Origin of the sequence: Halosimplex pelagicum, from assembly GCF_013415905.1 — an archaeon.
Taxonomy (GTDB): Archaea; Halobacteriota; Halobacteria; order Halobacteriales; family Haloarculaceae; genus Halosimplex; species Halosimplex pelagicum.
On the sequence record NZ_CP058909.1, the window covers coordinates 2,994,663 to 3,013,152 of the forward strand.

The 18,490-nt window shown below is 67.7% G+C and carries 17 protein-coding genes and 1 tRNA gene; 9 read left to right on the forward strand and 9 right to left on the reverse strand.

Annotation, left to right across the window (positions count from 1 at the left end; all coding sequences use genetic code 11):
- Nucleotide 1 precedes the first annotated feature (1 nt).
- Nucleotides 2-430: a 30S ribosomal protein S12 gene (locus tag HZS54_RS14970; RefSeq protein WP_006885266.1), complete on the reverse strand. Its 429-nt coding sequence runs from the start codon at nt 428-430 to the stop codon at nt 2-4.
- 230 nt (nt 431-660) lie between these two features.
- On the opposite strand from HZS54_RS14970, the gene HZS54_RS14975 reads away from it, so the two are divergent.
- Nucleotides 661-2,289: a glycosyltransferase family 39 protein gene (locus HZS54_RS14975; protein ID WP_179917913.1), complete on the forward strand. Its 1,629-nt coding sequence runs from the start codon at nt 661-663 to the stop codon at nt 2,287-2,289.
- A gap of 61 nt (nt 2,290-2,350) precedes the next feature.
- On the opposite strand, the gene HZS54_RS14980 is transcribed toward HZS54_RS14975, so the two are convergent.
- From HZS54_RS14980 to HZS54_RS15005, 6 genes are read right to left on the reverse strand one after another with little or no spacing between them, the layout of a single operon-like run.
- Entirely contained in the window at nt 2,351-2,776 is a 426-nt protein-coding gene (locus HZS54_RS14980) for a NusA-like transcription termination signal-binding factor (protein WP_179917914.1), read from the reverse strand.
- A 16-nt stretch (nt 2,777-2,792) separates the two neighbouring features.
- Nucleotides 2,793-4,001, reverse strand: a complete 1,209-nt coding sequence (rpoA2, locus tag HZS54_RS14985) for a DNA-directed RNA polymerase subunit A'' (RefSeq protein ID WP_179917915.1) — start codon at nt 3,999-4,001, stop codon at nt 2,793-2,795.
- Between the two features lie 2 nt (nt 4,002-4,003).
- The gene (locus tag HZS54_RS14990) at nt 4,004-7,021 is read right to left on the reverse strand and encodes a DNA-directed RNA polymerase subunit A' (protein ID WP_179917916.1); all 3,018 of its coding nucleotides are present in this window, start codon (nt 7,019-7,021) and stop codon (nt 4,004-4,006) included.
- A 1-nt stretch (nt 7,022) separates the two neighbouring features.
- Nucleotides 7,023-8,849: a DNA-directed RNA polymerase subunit B gene (gene rpoB / locus HZS54_RS14995; RefSeq protein WP_179917917.1), complete on the reverse strand. Its 1,827-nt coding sequence runs from the start codon at nt 8,847-8,849 to the stop codon at nt 7,023-7,025.
- Between the two features lies 1 nt (nt 8,850).
- Complete coding sequence (locus HZS54_RS15000) at nt 8,851-10,416, reverse strand: DNA-directed RNA polymerase subunit B'' (protein WP_179917918.1); 1,566 nt, start codon at nt 10,414-10,416, stop codon at nt 8,851-8,853.
- Between the two features lies 1 nt (nt 10,417).
- Nucleotides 10,418-10,654: a DNA-directed RNA polymerase subunit H gene (locus HZS54_RS15005; RefSeq protein ID WP_179917919.1), complete on the reverse strand. Its 237-nt coding sequence runs from the start codon at nt 10,652-10,654 to the stop codon at nt 10,418-10,420.
- Between the two features lie 280 nt (nt 10,655-10,934).
- On the opposite strand from HZS54_RS15005, the gene HZS54_RS15010 reads away from it, so the two are divergent.
- The 7 genes from HZS54_RS15010 (at nt 10,935) to HZS54_RS15040 (ending at nt 16,035) form a co-directional block, all read left to right on the forward strand.
- Nucleotides 10,935-11,007, forward strand: a tRNA-Asp gene (locus tag HZS54_RS15010).
- 585 nt (nt 11,008-11,592) lie between these two features.
- Nucleotides 11,593-11,994, forward strand: a complete 402-nt coding sequence (locus tag HZS54_RS15015) for a hypothetical protein (RefSeq protein ID WP_179917920.1) — start codon at nt 11,593-11,595, stop codon at nt 11,992-11,994.
- A 56-nt stretch (nt 11,995-12,050) separates the two neighbouring features.
- Nucleotides 12,051-12,704 carry a hypothetical protein gene (locus tag HZS54_RS15020; RefSeq protein WP_179917921.1) on the forward strand — a complete coding sequence of 218 codons (654 nt, stop codon included), beginning with the start codon at nt 12,051-12,053 and terminating at the stop codon, nt 12,702-12,704.
- 107 nt (nt 12,705-12,811) lie between these two features.
- Nucleotides 12,812-13,099, forward strand: a complete 288-nt coding sequence (locus HZS54_RS15025) for a winged helix-turn-helix transcriptional regulator (RefSeq protein ID WP_179917922.1) — start codon at nt 12,812-12,814, stop codon at nt 13,097-13,099.
- A gap of 103 nt (nt 13,100-13,202) precedes the next feature.
- Nucleotides 13,203-13,913, forward strand: a complete 711-nt coding sequence (locus HZS54_RS15030) for a sugar phosphate nucleotidyltransferase (RefSeq protein WP_179917923.1) — start codon at nt 13,203-13,205, stop codon at nt 13,911-13,913.
- Between the two features lie 165 nt (nt 13,914-14,078).
- On the forward strand, nt 14,079-15,041 hold the full coding sequence (locus HZS54_RS15035) for a S49 family peptidase (RefSeq protein WP_179917924.1): 963 nt from the start codon (nt 14,079-14,081) through the stop codon (nt 15,039-15,041).
- Nucleotides 15,028-16,035: a DUF4350 domain-containing protein gene (locus tag HZS54_RS15040; RefSeq protein ID WP_179917925.1), complete on the forward strand. Its 1,008-nt coding sequence runs from the start codon at nt 15,028-15,030 to the stop codon at nt 16,033-16,035. The genes HZS54_RS15035 and HZS54_RS15040 overlap by 14 nt, the downstream gene beginning before the upstream one ends.
- A gap of 106 nt (nt 16,036-16,141) precedes the next feature.
- On the opposite strand, the gene HZS54_RS15045 is transcribed toward HZS54_RS15040, so the two are convergent.
- Entirely contained in the window at nt 16,142-16,471 is a 330-nt protein-coding gene (locus HZS54_RS15045; RefSeq protein ID WP_179917926.1) for an FUN14 domain-containing protein, read from the reverse strand.
- Nucleotides 16,472-16,663: 192 nt separating this feature from the next.
- Between HZS54_RS15045 and hflX the strand changes: the two genes are divergently transcribed.
- Nucleotides 16,664-17,974 carry a GTPase HflX gene (hflX, locus tag HZS54_RS15050; protein WP_179917927.1) on the forward strand — a complete coding sequence of 437 codons (1,311 nt, stop codon included), beginning with the start codon at nt 16,664-16,666 and terminating at the stop codon, nt 17,972-17,974.
- Nucleotides 17,975-18,014: 40 nt separating this feature from the next.
- Here the strand turns inward: hflX and HZS54_RS15055 are convergent, their stop codons facing one another.
- A complete protein-coding gene (locus HZS54_RS15055; protein WP_179917928.1) occupies nt 18,015-18,470 on the reverse strand; it encodes an acyl-CoA thioesterase in 456 nt (151 codons plus the stop codon).
- Between the last annotated feature and the right edge of the window lie 20 nt (nt 18,471-18,490).

Below are 18,490 nucleotides of genomic sequence, written 5' to 3' on the forward strand. Positions count from 1 at the left end.
GTTATCGGACCGGTTTCTCCGCGTTGCCGCGAACGAGTTCGATCATCGAGACGCCGTTGACCTTCTCGACCTTGTAGTTGACACCCGAGAGGTCGCCCATCGCGCGGCCCTTCGCGCCGCCGATGCCGGCGATGGTGACCTCGTCGTGCTCGTCGATGAACGAGATGGCGCCGTCACCGGGACAGAACGCGGTGACCTGCTTCCCGTTCTTGATGAGCTGGACCCGGACGCATTTCCGGATCGCGGAGTTGGGCTGTTTCGCTTCGATACCGACCTTCTCCAGGACGATGCCCCGTCCCTGCGGCGCGCCCTCCAGCGGGTCGGACTTCTGTCCGAGGCCCCGCTCGCGGCGCGCGTAGTCGGAGTCGGACCACCGATGCTGTTGGCGGTCCTTCTTCAGTTTGCGGGCGGCGTATTTGCCGTTCGCCATAGTGGCCGTGGATACCCGACGGAGGTACTTAAGCGTCCTCTTTCGGCGCGTGGCCTGTGAGGGTCCCACGTGGCCCGTCTGTCCCGGTTCCACCTGCTCCGGTTTCCGCCGGTGGTGCCGACGCTGCCCCGACGACTACTACCTCGACCGGTCGAGTGACCGTCGATCACCCCACGGACGCAATAGTAGACCAAACAATATTTGTGATTGTGTAACAATACCGCCGTCTCATGGGTGTGACGGATCCGATGCGGTCGGCGCTCCCCGGCGACGTGACCGAGCGAGTGGACGACCTGGAGTCGGCCGGGCTCTTGGGCGCGGTTCTCGTCGTCGCGCTGGTAGTCCGCGTCCGCGCGCTGACGGCCGAGAGCCTCTGGATGGACGAGGTGTACTCGATCACGTACGCGACCGAGCGCCCGACCCTGGCGATACTGACGGAACTGCCCCTCGAGGACCCGCATCCGCCGCTGTACTACCTCCTGCTCCGCGGGTGGACCGCTGTCTTCGGCGGGAGCAAGGTCGCGACCCGCTCGATGTCGCTCGTCTTCGGCGTCGCGGCCGTCGCCCTGCTGTTCGCGCTCGGGCGACGCCTCTACGACCGCGAGACCGCCACCATCGCGGCGGCGATGCTGGCGCTGTCGGGGATGCACCTCTACTTCTCGCAGGACACGCGGATGTACTCGCTGTACACCGCGCTGGCGGTCGCCTCGCTGTACTGGTACGTCCGGCTCGTGTTCGACGGCGACCGCTCGCGCCGGACACTCGCCGGCTACGCCGCCGCGACGGTGCTGCTCGGCTACACGCACGTCTTCGGCCTGTTCCTGATCCTCGCCCAGAACTGCTATCTGCTGGTCCACGTCCTCCGGTCCGAGCGCTCGCTGGCGACCGAACCCCTCCGATACTGGGCCGGCCTCCAGACCGTGACGGCCCTGCTGCTGGGGCCGTTCCTGGCGGTGCTCGGGATGCGACTGCTCGGCTACCCGCCGTTCGACAGCGCCTCGCCAACCTGGATCCCGGTCCCCGAGCCGGGCCTGCTCGTCGACACCGTCGCCCGCTACTTCGAGTACGGCTGGCTGTGGGACTCGTGGGCGATCGGGTTCGTCGCCGCATCGGTCGCGCTCGGCGGCTGGGCGCTGGTCAGCGACGCCGACCCCGAGGACCCCGCGGGGCGGCTCGACCGCCTGCTCCCGTCGCGGCGGGCGACGTTCCTGCTGGTCGTCTTCGTCGTCCCGGTCGTGGTCCCGTTCGCCATCTCGCTGACGGTCGAACCGATCTACCGGGCGAAGTACACCGCCGCGGCGTCGATCGGGCTGTTCCTCCTCGTCGCCCGCGGGATCTCCGGGCTCCGGTGGACGAACATCGGCGCCGGCCGCTTCGCCGTCGCGGGGCTGCTCCTGCTGGCGATGGCCGCCTCGGTCGCCGTGCTCCAGGGCTCGCCCCAGAACCCCCAGTGGGAGGGCGCGGTCGAGGGCGTCGAGCGCCACGGCGACGACCCCCACATCGTCGTCGTCGGCGGCGACGTGCCCGAGCGGTTCTACCCCGCCGTCCACGTCGCCGGCGAGGAGTCGGCCACCGCCGTTCAGGCGAGCGAGGCGGACACCCTCGGGGAGGTCGTCGCGGAACGGCGCGCACGGGGCGAACAGGTCTGGCTGCTGATCTCGCAGTGGCGGACCGACCGCTCTCAGCGCCGCGTCATCGGCGACCAGATCGGCAGTCGGGACCTCCGGTTCGACGGTCAGCTCGAGTACTTCGCAGTCTGGACGCTCCGGCTCGGCAACGCCACCGACGACGGGGCGAACGCCGAGAGCCGACGGCCGGCCGACGCCGTCCGGGCGGACGCGACTCTGCGGGGCGGATGACGCTACTGTCGCCAGGTAACGGGCCGGAGAAGTCTGACGCCGGAAGTCGGAAAGCGCCGCCCTACGTCAACTCGATCTCGTCGACGTCGAAGTGGCGGGCGGCGAGTTCGCGGGCGGCGTCGATGTTGCGCCCGCCCTTGCCGATGGCGGCGCCCCGGTCCTCGTCGGCCACCTCGGCGTAGGCGACGCGGTCGTCGTTCTCGCTGATGGTGACGTTGTACACCGCCGCGGGCGAGAGGGCGCTGGCGACGAAGTCCTCCGCGGTCGGCGCGTCCTCGACGAGCTTGATCTCGCGGTCGAGCTGCTCCTCGACCTGCTGGACGTGCTGGCCGCCCGGGCCGATGGCCTCGCCCATCTCGCCGGCGGCGACGAGGAAGACCAGCCGGTCGTACTCCTCGTCGACGACGCAGTCCCGGGCCGTCGCGCCGGTCTCGTCCTCGAACAGCGCGATGAGTCGCATCGCCTCGTCGGAGAGAGTGACGGTCATGCGTCCCGGTCCGTCATCAGTCGGCCTCTTCGGGGCTGTCGCCGCCGCTGCCGGCGGCCATCCGCAGGTCCACGTCGCCGGTCCCGAGCTTGATCGGCTTGCCGACGATGACGTTCTCGGTGACGCCGTTGAGGTCGTCGACCTCGCCGTGGATGGCGGCGTCGAGCAGGTGATTCACGGTGACCTCGAACGCCGCGCGAGCGAGCACGGACTCCTTGTTGCCGGAGATGCCGTGGCGACCGATCGACTCGATGGAGCCGCGGTTGGTCATGATGTCCGCGACGAGCATCAGGTGGCGGATGTTCACGTCGTCGAGCCCCTGCTCTTCGAGCGTGTTCATCGTCTCGTTGATGATCGCCTCGCGGGCGGCCTCGATGCCGAGCTGGCGGTGGATCTCGTGGATGTTGTTACACGTCGTCCGCGAGGCGTCGACGCCGTCGAGCCCGAGCACGTCGCCCAGGGCCGACCCCTCGGTGTAGAGGACGAACTCCTCGCCCTCGTCGGTCTCCTCCTTCCGGATGACGACGCGTGAGACCTCCTCGATCCCCTTGAAGACGATGTCGCGCAGCTCCTCGACCAGCTGCAGCAGGTCGCGGTAGCTGGGCTCGTCCGGGCCGAACTGGACGACCGTCGGCGCCGGCGTCTGCACCTCGACGCCGAGCTTCGACTCGATGGTCGAGGCGATGTCGGTGACGACCGATTCGAGGTTGTCGGCGGTCGGCCACCGCTCCTCGAGGGTGTCCTCGTTGAGGTCGACCTGGACGAGCATGTCGGCGACGTTCGTCGACACGTCCCCCAGCTGGAGGATCTTCGTCGACTCGATCCCCCAGACGACCTCGTGCGCGCGCTCGCGCTCCTCGGCGTACTCGTCCTCGAGGTGGATCGTCATCATCGGGGTGTCGGGCTCCTTCCGGGCGTCGACCAGCTCGATGAGCCGGGGCAGCCCCTGGGTCACGTCGATCTCCGCGACCCCCGCGTAGTGGAAGGTGTTCATCGTCATCTGCGTCCCGGGTTCCCCGATGGACTGGGCGCTGACGGTCCCGACGGGGTCGAGCGGGTCGACGCGCGTGTCGACGTACTTGCTCTCGACCGCCTTCGCGATGTCGTCGACCTGTTCGAGCGTCAGGTCGCCGCGCGATTCGAGGCGCTCGTAGACGTCGTCTTTCAGTCGGCGCGGGAGCTCGGTGTCCTCGACCAGGGCTCGCACGTCCTCGGTGATCTCCATGGTCAGTCACCCCCGGCCGCTTCCATCCACCAGTCGTCCGCGTGCTCGGAGATGTTCGTCGGCTCCGGCTCGCGCTCGATGAACTTCGCCTTGTCGGCCTCGGAGTCGAACTCCGCGTCGACCACGCGGTCGACGATCTCGTCCACGTCGACGGCCGGCCCCTCCTCGTTCGAGGAGACCTCGACCGGGGAGGTGCCGTCCTCGCCGAACTCGAACTGGACGATGGTGTCGCTGGTGTCCCGGACGGTGCCGTCGTACTGGGTCTCCAGCTCGGACAGGGCGTTGATGAGCCGGCGCTGCAGGTAGCCGGACTTCGACGTACGCACTGCGGTGTCGACCAGCCCCTCGCGACCGCCCATCGCGTGGAAGAAGAACTCCCGCGGTTCGAGCCCGCTTCGGTAGGAGTGCTCGACGAAGCCGTGGGCCTCCGCGGAGAGGTCGTTGGGCTTGTAGTGACTGAGCGTGCGGTCCTCGTAGCCGCGGTTGATCCGCTCGCCGCGGACCGCCTGCTGGCCGACGCAGCCGGCCATCTGCGTGAGGTTCAGCATCGAGCCACGCGCGCCCGAGTCGGCCATGACGACCGCCGGGTTCGCGTCGCCGAAGTGGTCCTCCGCGATGTCGCCCGCGGTGTCGCGGGCCTTCGAGAGCGTGGACATGATCTTCATCTCCAGCGTCTCGTCGACCGACCGACCGGGCAGCGACTCCAGCTCGCCGGCCTCGTAGGTCTCGATGAGCTTCTGGACGCGGCTGTAGGCGTCGTCGATGGCCTCGTCGATCTGGCCCTCGGCTTCGTCCGGGATCGACTCGTCGTCGATACTGATGGAGAACCCGAAGTGCATGATCGAGCGCATCGCCAGCGTCGACACCTCGTTGACGAAGATGCGCGCGCGGGTCTTCGAGTACTCCTTGGCGATGGTGTCGACGACCTCGCCGCCGAAGCCGCCGACCGCGTCCTCGTCGATGGTCCCCGAGAGCAACTGGCCGTCCTCGATGACGACCTCGTCGCCCGCCGAGGAGGTGAACTCGGCGTTCAGGTCGTCGGGCAGCAGCTCCGAGAACAGCGTCCGGCCCGTCCAGTACTCCGCGCCGCCGTCGTCGACGCCGTCCGCCTCGGGCAGCTCGTCGATCCGCGTCGCACGGAGCAGGTCGAGCGCCTGCGTCTCGTTGAAGTGCGGGTTCGTGTGTGTCAGCAGGTAGGTCCCGGTGATGTGGTCCTGGATGGCGCCGATGATGTTCTCGCCGAACCGCGGCGAGAGCATCTGTTCCTGCACGCGCATGAGGACGCGCGCCTCCGCGCGGGCCTCCTCGTTCTGCAGGGCGTGCATGTTCATCTCGTCGCCGTCGAAGTCGGCGTTGTACGGCGGGCAGACCGTCGTGTTCAGCCGGAACGTCTTGTACGGCATCACGACGACCTCGTGGGCCATGATGGACATCCGGTGCAGCGACGGCTGCCGGTTGAAGATCACGATGTCGCCGTCGATGAGGTGCCGGGAGACCTCCCAGCCGGGCTCGACCTTCTCGGCGAGCTCCTCACAGTTCTTCTCGGTGACCTTCAGACGGCGACCGTCGTGGCGGCGGACGTAGTTGGCGCCCGGGTGGGCCTCGGGCCCGTTCGAGACGTAGCGCCGAGCCTCGTCCAGGTTCCGCTCGTTGACGTTCATCGTCTGGGTCATCTCCGTCGCCACGCGGTCGGGGACGCCGACCTCGTTCAGCGACAGCGTCGGGTCCGGCGAGATGACCGTCCGCGCGGAGAAGTTGACGCGCTTCCCGGACAGCGAACCGCGGAAGCGGCCCTCCTTGCCCTTCAACCGCTGGGAGAGGGTCTTGAGCGGCCGACCGGAGCGGTGGCGCGCCGGCGGCGTGCCCGAGATCTCGTTGTCCATGAACGTGGTGACGTGGTACTGCAGCAGTTCCCAGAGGTCCTCGATGATCAGCTGGGGCGCGCCCGCCTCACGGTTCTCCATGAACCGCTGGTTGATGCGGATGATGTCGACCAGCTTGTGCGTGAGGTCGTCCTCGGAGCGCTGGCCGTTGTCCAGCGTGATGGAGGGACGAGCGGTGACCGGCGGGACCGGCAGGACGGTGAGGATCATCCACTCCGGCCGCGAGCGCTCGGGGTTGATGCCGAGCGCCTCGATGTCCTCGTCGGGGATCTCCTCGAACCAGTCGCGGATGTCCGAGGGCATCAGTTTGTCCATGTCCTCCTCGACGAGGTACTCGGCGGCGGAGCTCACGTCCTCCTCGAGTTCGTCGAGGTCGTTGAGCCGACCCAGCGCGCGACCGAGGTTCTTCAGGCGCTCGATGTCGTTGCGGTCCGGGCGATACGTGCCCGACAGCAGCTCGCGGATGCGCTCGGCCTCGAAGTCGCCGTCGTCGAGTTCCTCGGCGATGTCGCTCGGTCGGACGGCCTCGCCCTCCGGCGGGTCCATCGCGCGTTCGAGGCGCTTGGAGAGTTCGCCGTGGGGCACCTCGATGATCTCGTAGTAGGTGGTCGGCTTCTCGTGTTTGATGTCGAACTGCTTGGCGCCGCAGTACGGACAGTAGTCGACCTTGCGGCACTCGCGGATGGCCGACTTGAGCACGTCCGACATGTCCTCGTTGAGCTCCGCGGTCCGTTCGAGCTTCTCGCGGTACTCGCGCTTGCGCTCCTCGGCCTTCTCCTCGGCGTCGGCGACGCGGCGGCCGTCGACGGGGGTCAGCCGCGAGCACTCGCGGCAGGTCCCGCGGAGCAGCCGGCGGATGAGCTTCGCGAAGCCGACGTGGATGACCGGCGCCGCCAGCTCGATGTGGCCGAAGTGGCCGTTACAGGACCCGGAGTGCTTGCCGCAGGTCTTGCACTCCAGCCCGGGGTCGATGACGCCCAGGCGGGGGTCCATCAGGCCCATGTCGATGGGGAAGCCGTCGTCGTCGTAGGTGTCGGCGGTGATGACCTTCGTGGCCGACATCTCGCGGTACTCCTCGGGGTCCATCAGCCCGAAGCTGATCTGACCGATCTCCTGGGGTGTTCCTTGCTCGGACATGTTAGACTGCGTCCTCCAGTTCGATGCGCGGCGCGATACCGAGCGCCTTCATCTCGTCGAGCAGGAGCTTGAACGCGTAGCTCATCTCGACCTCGTGAATCTCGGTCTCCTCGTCGCAGTTGGGGCAGTAGACACGCCGTTGTTCGACGTTCTCGACCGCCGTCATCCCGCACTCGCCGCAGACGTTGATGAACTCGCGGTCGGACTCGTCGAGCAGCCGCTCCTTCAGCGCCATCGCGGCCCCGTGACCGATGAGCACGTCCCGTTCCATCTCGCCGACGCGCAGGCCGCCCTCGCGGGCGCGCCCCTCGGTCGGCTGGCGGGTCAGGACCTGCACCGGGCCGCGCGAGCGGGCGTGGATCTTGTTCGAGACCATGTGGTAGAGCTTCTGGTAGAAGATGGTCCCGAGGAAGATCTCCGCCTCGATCTGCTCGCCCGTGATGCCCGAGTACATGATCTCCTTGCCGCTGGACATGAACCCGTGCTCCTCCAGCGAGCCGCGGAGTTCGTCCTCGTCCTCGCCGGTGAAGGCGGTGCCGTCCACTCTCCGTCCCTCTAGGGACCCGACCTTCCCGCCGATCATCTCGAGGATGTGCCCGACGGTCATCCGCGAGGGCAGCGCGTGCGGATTGATGATCAGGTCCGGGACGACGCCCTGTTCGGTGAAGGGCATGTCCTCCTGGGGCGCGATGTGGCCGACGACGCCCTTCTGACCGTGCCGGGAGGCGAACTTGTCGCCCAGTTCCGGGATGCGCTCGTCGCGCACCGAGACCTTCGAGAGCTTCGAACCGTCCTCGCCCTCCATCAGGGTCACCGTGTCGACGACGCCCGATTCACCGGAGCGCATCGTCACGGAGGTCTCTCGCCGCTTCTGCGGGGAGAGCCCGCCCATGTCGTCCGGCTCTTCGAGGAACCGGGGCGGGGAGGTCTTCCCGAGCAGCACGTCGTTCTCGCCGACGTGGGTCTCGGGGTTGACGAGGCCGTCCTCGTCGAGGTGGGTGTACGCCTCCTCGCCGCGCGCACCGCGGACCTCGTCGTCGGGGATCTCGAAGTGGTCCTCCTGGCCGCCGGGGTAGCGCCGTTCCTCGCCCTCGTAGGTGCGGAAGAAGTGCGACCGGGAGAGGCCCCGGTCGACCGACCCCTTGTTCATGACGAGGGCGTCCTCGATGTTGAACCCCTCGTAGGACATGACCGCGACCACGAAGTTCTGCGCGGCCGGTCGGTCGTCGTAGCCGATCTGCTCGGTCGTCTGCGTTTTCACGAGCGAGAGCTGCGGGTAGTGCAGCAGGTGCTGGCGCGTGTCCGGCCGGATCCGGTAGTTGGCGCTCGGCAGGCCGAGCGACTGCTTGATCATCCCCGACCCCATCGTAATCCGGGGCGAGGCGTTGTGCTCGGGGTACGGGATCATCCCCGCGCCGATACCGAACATCAGCTGCGGGTCGACTTCGAGGTGGGTGTGGTCCTCGTTCAGTTCCTCCTCGTTCACCGCGACGTAGATGTCCTCCTCCTCCTCGGCGTCGATGAACTCGATGTAGCCGCGTTCGACGAGCTCCTCAAACTCCATGTCGCCGTCCTTGACGGCCTCGACCTCCTCGTCGGAGATGATCGGCTCGCCGTCCTCGATGACGAGCAGGGGGCGGCGAGCGCGGCCGGCGTCGGCGTTGACGATGACCTCGCGCGTGCGGTTCTTGACCGAGACGTTGACCATCTCGCTCACGTCGCCGCGGCGGCGGGCCTGTCGGATCTGGTCTGCGAGCTGATGCGGGTCGGGGTGTGTCCCGACCAGGCTCCCGTTGACGTAGACTTTGGCTTCTCGTTGCTGGCTCATGTTAGTCGTCCGCTGGCTGCTGGTCGATGGACTCGATGCCCGGGATGCCCGAGACGCCCATCGCCGCCAGTTCCTGTTTCAGTCCCTGTTCGTCCTCGACGTTCTGGGAGAGCTCCATCGCCTGCGCGAAGTTCTTCACCAGCCCACAGTTGGGTCCCTCGGGCGTCTCCGAGGGACAGATGCGACCCCACTGGGTCGCGTGCAGGTCCCGCGCCTCGAAGTGCGGCTGCGAGCGCGAAAGCGGCGAGCGCAGCCGCCGCAGGTGCGAGAGCACGCCCATGTAGTCCGTCCGGTCGACGAGCTGGCTCACGCCGGAGCGGCCGCCGACCCAGTTGCCCGTCGCGATCGGGTGTTCCAGCCGTTCGGTCAGCACGTCCGAGCGAACCACGGTCGAGACGGAGAGCTGCCGGTTGCGCATGTTCGCGCGTTCGAGCTGGTACTTCACGTCCCGGGCGAGCTTGTTCAGCGCCGTCCGGAAGAGGTCCTTCATGAGGTCGCCGCTGACCTTGAGGCGCTTGTTGGCGTAGTGGTCCTTGTCGTCGGCCTCGCGGCGGTCGAGCGCGAGCTCGAAACACGCCTCGGCCATCCGGCAGAGGTAGTACGCCTTGTTGATGCGCACGTCCTCCTCCTCGACGCCGTCCTCGTGGAGGTGCGGGAGGAGATAGCGGTCGATGACGTAGTTTGCCCGTTTGAGCTGGTAGTTCTTGCCCTGGCCGGAGGCGACGCGCTTGCCGAGTTCCTCGATGGCCTCCTCGGTCGTCTGGACCTCGGCGGCCTCCAGGTTCTCGAGCATGAACTTCACGATCTCCGGGTCCTCGGAGACGCGGTGGACGATCTCCTCGTCGGATTCGAGCCCGAGCGCCCGGATGAGCGTCACGAAGTTGATGCTCCCCGAGACCGACGGGAAGGATACTTCGAGCAGCCCGTCGCGGGTGCGCTCGACGAGCACCAGCGCGCGGTAGCCCCGGCGCTGGGAGAACGTCTTGGCGACCTCGATGGTGTCGCCGTACTTGGTGTCGGTCTCGGCGAGGATCTTGTTCGGCGCGAGGTCCTCGCTGGTCATCAGCACCCGCTCGGAGCCGTTGACGATGAAGTAGCCGCCGGGGTCGGCGGGGTCCTCCCCGATGTCGATCAGCTCCTCCCGGGTGAACCCGGCGATGTTACACTTGTCGGAGCCGACCATGACCGGCATGCGGCCGATCTTGGTCTCGGTCTGGTCGACGACCCGCTCTTCCTCCTCCTCGCCGCCCTTGATGATCGCCATCTCCATGAAGACGGGCGCGGCGTAGGTGATGTTCCGCAGGCGCGCTTCCTGGGGGTAGAGCAGCTCCTCGGAGCCGTCCGCCTCCCGAACGCGGGGGGTGACCACCCGAACGTCCCCGAGTTCGACGTAGACGGGCTCTTCGCCCTCCTTGTCGCCGATGTCCGTCTCGATGGTCGCCTTCTCGTCGACGACCTCCTGCATCCCCCGGTTGAGGAACGCGTTGAACGAGCGGAAGTGGTGTTCTGCGAGCCGTTCCCTCGAGAAATACTCACGCGATATCTCGCGTCTGTCCTGAATGTTCATGTTATTCTACGACGAGTCGGTATACGACTGCCCGGTCGGTCGTTCGCGAGTCCCGTGTCACCTGGACCACGTCGCCGACCTCGACGTCCGCTTCGAGGTCGCGCATCGCGGGGTCGGTGCGCTTGATCTTCGGCAGATCGGTTTTCTTGATGTTGTACTCCTCGAGCACGCCCTCGATCTCATCGCCGTCGAGGACCGTGTGGTCGGGGACGAGTTCGTGTTGGCTTACGTCTACCATGTGTTGGCCTGTCTGAGAGAAGTTGCTGTCACGAGATACTACAGGCGCCTATAACCGCGAGCTATAAAACGCTTACCAAGTCTCCCGAGCAAAGCTACTCGCAACGCGAGCAACCGTCGTGGGACAGCGGCGTTGTCGGTTCGTGCCACAGGATACGCGGAAGTCCTTGATAGGTGTTGGGGTACGGGAGGTATTGGCACGGTCGAGACGGTGTGATCGGGCGAGGGCGCCGTCGTAACTGGAAAGCCTTTTCCGTGTCTCCCTCGCAGGTGTGCATGTAGCCCGGGTGGTGTAGTGGCCCATCATACGACCCTGTCACGGTCGTGACGCGGGTTCAAATCCCGCCTCGGGCGCTTCTCGAAATTCTATCCGCGCGGAGCTCCGTCTCCGCGCATTCCTGAATTTCGTGTGCGCCGTCCGGATTTGAACCCTATCAGTCGCGCGCAGCGAACGTAGTGAGCGAGCACGTCTGATTCCGGTTCAAATCCCGCCTCGGGCGTCTTCTCTGATTTCCACGACGCGGAGTCTCGTCTCCGCGCCTCTCGAACTCGATCCGCTCGCTAGCTATCGTCTCGACCGCACTCGACGGCAGGCGTTGAAAGCCCTCGCCGCGCTCGCGGTCGCTGAGTCGGGATATCCGCGCTCTCCACACAGCCCGTGCGGATAGTGCCCGCTCAGGCGACGCCCGGCGCGAGCGCGCCTCGCCCTTTCAGTCCACCAGGACCGCACAGCGACCGCAGACGGCCACGAGCCTCCCCAGCCGATTCGCGACACACGAGTCGCGAATCCCTCGCGCGGTGTCGTCGCGAGACGAGACTCGCGACAGCGCGCGCCGATTCCGAGGGTGTCTGCGGTCGTCGCCGGTGAGAGCCGACCGGTCGCGGTCCGGATTCCTGTCGGGCGATCGACTTATCAGTAGTGCGCGTCTCCGTCGACGTATGGAGTCAGAGACCGGTATCGCGTGGCTCCCCGACCGGACGCCGACGTGGACGGACGTGCTCGTGGGCGCGCTCGCTGGGGTGCTGTTCCTGAGCGACCTGACGACGGTCGCGGGACTGCAGTGGACCTGGGTCGCCGGAGGGTTCGTCGGGACCGCACTGGTCCTCGGTCCGGTCGCGCGGTCGTCGCTGGGGGCGCGCGCGAGCGAGTGGTCGCGGGCCGGCGGGGCGCTGGGCGGGATCGCGCTGATCGCGGCGTTCGTCGCGCTGGCCTGGGTCGTCCGCGAGGTAGTGGGCGTGCCACAGGCGGTGCTTTCGGGGCTGGCGAGCGGGGTGTTTCTCGCGGTGACAGTGTTCGTGGCGCTGCACGTGGCGTGTCGGAGGACCGTCGAGGGCTGGTGACCGCGAGGGGGTAGCGGGTCCGCCAGAGCGATATGGCTGGCTGTGAATGGGCTGGTATGGACGAGATCGACAGTCAGGCGATGCCCCGCGTGCTCGTCGAGGAGTTCCTCGAACGCGAGGAGGGGACCCGGGCCTTGCTCGACGACCTGGAGCGGGAGACGCTGGAGGGCAACCACGAGGTCGTCCGCGAGCGCATCCGCGACCTGGCGGAGAACAACCAGCACGTCTTCTACGCGGTCGCGCTGTCGCTGTCGGGGTCGAAACAGTTCTACGGCGACGTGGAGGCCCAGCTGGGCGTCGAGGCCGCCGACGTACTGCGGGACCTGGGCGACACGTATCCGGCGCTGGCCGAGCCGTTCGGCGTCGTCCGCACCGAACAGACCCGCGAGCGGCGCAACCCGGTGACGGAGCTCGAAGCGACGACGACCTACCACGGAGAGGCGGAGGTCCCGGTGGTGAGCTACACGCCGAAATCGGGTGCGGTGGACCTGTTCGAGGGCCAGGGCTCGCCCGAGGAGGTGCTGCAGTTCGCCTCGTATCTCGTCCAGGCGACGACGGACTCGCTCGACAGCGCGCTCGACCACGACTACTCGGTCAACACGGAGGAACTCGGCGCGCTCATCGACCGCCAGGAGGAGCTGGAGAGCGAACTCGGGCGCCTGCGCGACCAGATCGACGAACTCCGGCGGACGCCCGTCGGCGACGAGTAGGGCCGCGGGCGGCGGAACGCGGCCGCAGTCGTGTCGACCGCGCGGTACCCGAACTCGGCATCTGCGACATTTATTACGGACGGAGGGAATAGACCCGGTGGGCTTTCATGGTGGAACGACTGACCAAACAGGTCGAGAAGGAGGAACGGGATCTGCAGATTCTGGAGGCGGTTATCGAGTCGGGACCGATCGGGATCGTCCGGCTGTCCGAGGAGACGGACGTGCCCGAACACAAGGTGCGGTACTCGCTGCGGATGCTGGAGGACGACGAACTGATCGAGCCGACGCCCAACGGGGCGATCCCGGCCGACGGGCTCGGCGAGCGCGTCGCCGAGATGAACGACGGCATCGACGACCTGATCGCGCGGCTCGAAGCCCTCGAAGACATCTTCTGACGGGACTGCGGAACCGCTCGGCGGACCGGTGACCGCGATATCGGATCTCAGGTTCGGCGCCCGCGGCAGCGTTTAGTGGGCGGGCGGCGTGCGGTCGGACGAGATGAAAGCAGTCATCCCGGCGGCCGGGCGCGGCACGCGCCTCCGACCGCACACCGAGGACCGACCGAAACCGCTGGTCGCGGTCGGCGACCGCCCGCTGCTCTCCCACGGGCTCGACGAGCTGGTCGCGCTGGGCGTCACGGAGTTCGTGATCGTCGTCGGCTACCGGAAGGAGGCGATCATCGACCACTACGGCGACGCGTTCGACGGCGTCCCGATCACGTACGTCCACCAGCGCGAACCGAAGGGCCTGGCCGACGCCGTCCTGCGCGCCGAGACCGAGGTCGACGACGACTTCCTCGTGTTCAACGCCGACAACGTGATGACGGGGAACCTCGCGGAAGTGGTCGAGCGCCAACGGACCGACGGCGTGGACGCGACGCTGCTCGTCGACGAGGTCTCCCGGGACGAGGCGGCCGACACGGGCGTGTTCGTCACCGACGACGACGGCCGCCTCGACGCGGTCGTCGAGAAGCCGTCGAACCCGCCGTCGACGCAGGTGTTGACGGGGCTGTTCGCCTTCTCCCCGGACATCTTCCACGCCTGCCACCTCGTCCAGCCCTCCGACCGCGGCGAGTACGAACTGACCGACGCGATCGACCTCTTCCTGCGGGCCGAGCGCCGCGTCGAGACGGTCGCGTTCGACGGCCAGCGAGTCAACGTCAACACGCCGGCCGACCGCGAGCGCGCCGAGCGACTGGTCGGAGAGTAGCGACCCGACGGGTCGAGCGCCGTCGAACCGCGGTAGGCCGCGGTTACCGCCGAGACCGGAGCGAACGGACCGCTACTGCGCCACCCGGTCGCGACCGGCGCGTATGTCAAACGGAGTTTTAGATTGACCAACCTTCATGAGGGGGTCGTCCGTTCCCCGAGGTGTATGGTGGATAGAACCGATTCGACCAAGACGACCACGGTGCTGTACGTGATCGTCGTGGTCGTCGCCGTCCTGATTGGCACCGTACTCGCGCCAGTCGTCTGGAGCGCTACGCAGTCATCTTCGGGCGATTCGGGGGACCCCACCGTGTCGGTCATCACGCTGCGGGCCGGGACAGACGCCGGTCCGGTGAACGACATCAAGGAAGACCTCAGAGAAGCGAGAACCAACGAGTCCGTCGAGGCGGTCGTGTTGCGGATCGACAGCCCCGGCGGCGCCGTCGCGTCCAGCGAGGAGTTCTACCTGGCGGTCAACCGGACCGCCGCGCAGATGCCGGTCGTCGCCTACGTCGAGGGGACGGCCGCCTCGGGCGGGTACTTCGGGATCGCGCCCGCTGACAAGATCTTCGTCAAGCCGAGTTCGACCCTCGGCTCCATCGGCGTCATCGTCAGCGCGCCGCTAAGCACGGTCGAACAGTCCGAGGCCCAGAGCAAGGCCTACCTCCGGACGGGCCCGGACAAGGCGACGACGGAAAAAGACCAGCTGCGCGAGCAGATGGAGACGCTCCACAACGCGTTCGTCGACACGATCATGAAACACCGCGGCGCCAACCTCTCGCTGAACCGCAGCGGCGTCGCCCACGGCGAGGCGTACATCGGCCCGGCCGCGATCCGGAACGGCTTCGCCGACGAGATGGGCGACCTCAACTCGGCCATCGCGGACGCCGCGGCGCGGGCCGACGGCATCGACGGCGACCAGTACGACGTCGACTACAACGAGCCCGTCAGCCCCTCCGGCGGCACTATCGTCCTCTCGGAGGACCCCGCGAAGGTGGACGGGAACGTCGTCTACGTCGAGAGCTCCGACGACGGGGGAACGGAGTTCCAGCAGCCCTACGAGTTCCACGCGGTCTGGGGCGTCCCGGTCACCGAGGACGCTCCGGAGGTGAACAATGAAAGCGAGTGAGATACTCAAGCCGCTCGGCGTCTTCGTCGTCGTGATCGCGGTCGTCCTCGCGGGCACGGCGCTCCTCGGCGTCCTCGGCGGGTCCGGCTCCGCGGGACCGGCCGACGGCGAGGAGATAGAGGGACAGTCGCCCGGCCAGTTCGCGCCGGAGAACGTCCTCGCGACGAGCGCGCCCGAGGACGGCGAGATATCGCTCGACAGCGGCGGCGAGAGCAAGCGCGTTCTCGTCGACAGCGACCACAGCAACCGGTACTCCCAGTCGGACCTGGCGCCGCTCGTCGAGGCGCTGGCCCGGGCCGGCCACGAGGTCGACTTCACGCCGAGCGCGGCCGGCGACGACGGCGGGTTCGGCGAGAGCAGCTACAACGCGACGCTGCGCCAGTACGACGCCGTGCTGATCGTCCAGCCGACCGCTTCGTTCTCCGACGCCGAGATCGCGGGCCTGAGCGCCTACGCCGACGGCGGCGGCCGCATCGCCGTGCTCGCCGAGCCGCCCCAGCTGTCGGTCGGGAGCGGCCTGAGCGCGCAGATCTCCGAGGTCCGCTTCGGTGCCCAGGACCTGGTCGGGGAGTTCGGCCTCCGGATGGGGACCGAGGGCCTCTACAACATCGAGGACGGCGGCAACGACAACAACTACGAGAGCATCATCGCGAGCCCCGACGGGTCGAGCGCGCTGACGGAGGGCGTTTCAAACGTCACGTTCGACTCGGCCGGCTACGTCGTTTCGACCGGCGACGGCGCGCAGGTTCGAATGCGCGCCCTCTCCGGGACCCGAACGCTCGAACGGCGACAGGCGGGCCAGTACCCCGTCGCCGCGCAGAACGACAACATGGTGCTGGTCGCCGACACCTCCTTCCTCAAGTCCTCCGAGCTGTACGACCTCGACAACGAGCAGTTCGCAGGCAACCTCCTGGAATTCCTCGTCTCCGGCGACAAGGACGACGACGTGCCCCAGGGCAGCGGCACGCCCGGCGGCTCCGGTCAGTCACCGTAACGGCCGACCGGTCCTCCGCTCTCTCTCACGACCGATCAGCGACCGCGCCGCTAGCCAGTGTCGCCCATCGAAAGATCCGCGGCTCCGAATCGCCCGCGCCGCCGGACTATCCCTTCTTGAAGCCGACGAGGAACCCGCCCGCGAAGCCGGCGCTGACGGGGATGACCGACAGCAGGCTCACGACGATGCCCGGAGGCTGGCTCCCGGTCGCAGCGTCCGTCGCGGCGCTGCTGGCGTTGACCAGTCCCGCAGAGAGGCGCTCCCAGTCGACGACGAGGATCCCCTGGGACTCCAGGAATTTGAACAGCGCGAGTTCGACGCCGACCAGAATCGCGATGATCTTCGCGACTTTCTTGGCCGCGAAGCCGATCAGACCCCCGATCACCGCGCCCGAGCCCAGCTCCAGCCCGATCTGTTGCAAGCCGATGTCTACCATATCCGTCCCGGTAACGGGCGCGGGATAAGGCTCTTGTGCCCTCCGGCCGCGTCGAGTAACCCCGACTTACTCGAACGCGAGCGGCGGCGCAGACCCGGATATCTGGGGCGAACGCCCGTCGGAAGTGTCCGCCGGGGTCGGCCGTCGCGTCCGACCAGAGTTTAAATACGCGGGCGCCGTAGCCACGCGCGAGTGACGGAGACAGGATCCCACCGGCGGGCTGTCGTCGCCAAACGCGTCGACAGCGGAGAGCCCGACACGACGGAGATCCGCGACCTGGCGCGCGCGGCCGGCTACGACGTGGTCGGCGAGGTGACCCAGACGAGGAAAGAGGACCCGGCGACCCACGTCGGGGAGGGGAAGGTCGCCACGCTCGCGCGCACGGTGGCGGAGACGGAGGCGACGGTCGTCGTCTTCGACAACCAGCTCGGGCCGTATCAGACGTACAACATCGGCAACGAACTCCCCGAGGGGGTCAAACTGGTCGACCGCTTCCGGCTCATCCTCGAGATTTTCGGCCAGCGCGCACAGACCCGCAAGGCCCAGCTGCAGGTCGAGCTCGCGGAGCTGCGGTACGAACTCCCGCGAGCGGAGGCCAAGGCCAGCCTCGCCCGGCGCGACGAGCGACCGGGGTTCATGGGGCTGGGCGAGTACGACGAGAGCCGCGAGCGGGACATCAAAGCCCAGATCTCCCGCATCCGCGACGAGCTCGAACGGATCGAGGAGACCGAGGAACACCGCCGCGAACAGCGCCGCGAGTCGGGGTTCGACCTGGTGGCGCTGGCCGGCTACACGAACGCGGGGAAGTCGACGCTGCTCCGCCGCCTCGCCGAGGACGTCGACGTGGACGAGAACGAGGACCTCCATCCCGACCTGGACGCGACCGCCGAGTCCGAGGACCGGCTGTTCACGACCCTGGGGACGACGACCCGGCGAGCGGACATGGACCAGCGGGACGTGCTCGTGACCGACACCGTCGGGTTCATCTCGGACCTGCCCCACTGGCTCGTCGAGTCGTTCAAGTCGACGCTTGACTCGGTCTACCGGGCGGATCTCGTCCTGCTGGTCGTCGACGTGAGCGAGCCGGTCGAGGAGATCCGCGAGAAGCTCGTCACGTGTCACGACACGCTCGCCGAGCGCAACGAGGCGCCCATCGTGACGGTGCTGAACAAGGTCGACACGGTCGACGACGAGGAAGTCCAGCGCAAACGGGAGGCGCTGTCGGCGCTGGCGCCGAACCCGGTCGCGGTGTCGGCCCGGACCGGCGAGCGGGTCGACGATCTCCGCGAGCGCATCCACGCGGAACTCCCCGACTACGAGCGCGAGCGGCTCGTCCTCCCGATGACCGACGAGACGATGTCGGTCGTCTCGTGGATCCACGACAACGCCCAGGTCGACTCGGTCGACTACGGCGACCAGGTCGTCATCGAGTTCGAGGCCCGCCCCGCGGTCGTCGAACGGTCGCGCTCGAAGGCGGGCGAACTCGTCGAGGCGTCGGCCTGAAGCGGCCAGGCTCGAATACGGGGTTCGGTCGGCTCGCGGTTCACTCGTTCTGCGGGTGGTCCTCCCGCCAGGCCAGTGCCCGCTCACGCAGTTCCCGGCAGCGTTCGCCCTCAACGGTCAGATCCGGGACGGACACGGGCGACCCGTCCTCGTCGATGGCGACGAAGACGAACTGCGACTCGGTGGTCATCTCCTGCTCGCCGGTCCGGGGGTTCTCGCGGGTCGCGCGGAGGTGGACGTTGACGCTGGAACGGCCCTCGTCGAAGACGAACGACTCGATGACGGCCACCTCGCCGGTGGGGATCGGACGGTGGAAGTCCATGCGGTCGATCGAGGCGGTGACACAGGGTTCGCCGGCGAAGCGCATCGCCGACATCGCGCCGAGTTCGTCCATCCACTTCATGACGTTGCCCCCGTGGACGGTCCCGTAGTTGTTCGCGTGGTTCGGCTGAACGCGCCACCGGTTCTCCAGGTACGTCTCGCTGACTGTCGGCATGGTCAGAGGGACGGGCGGGA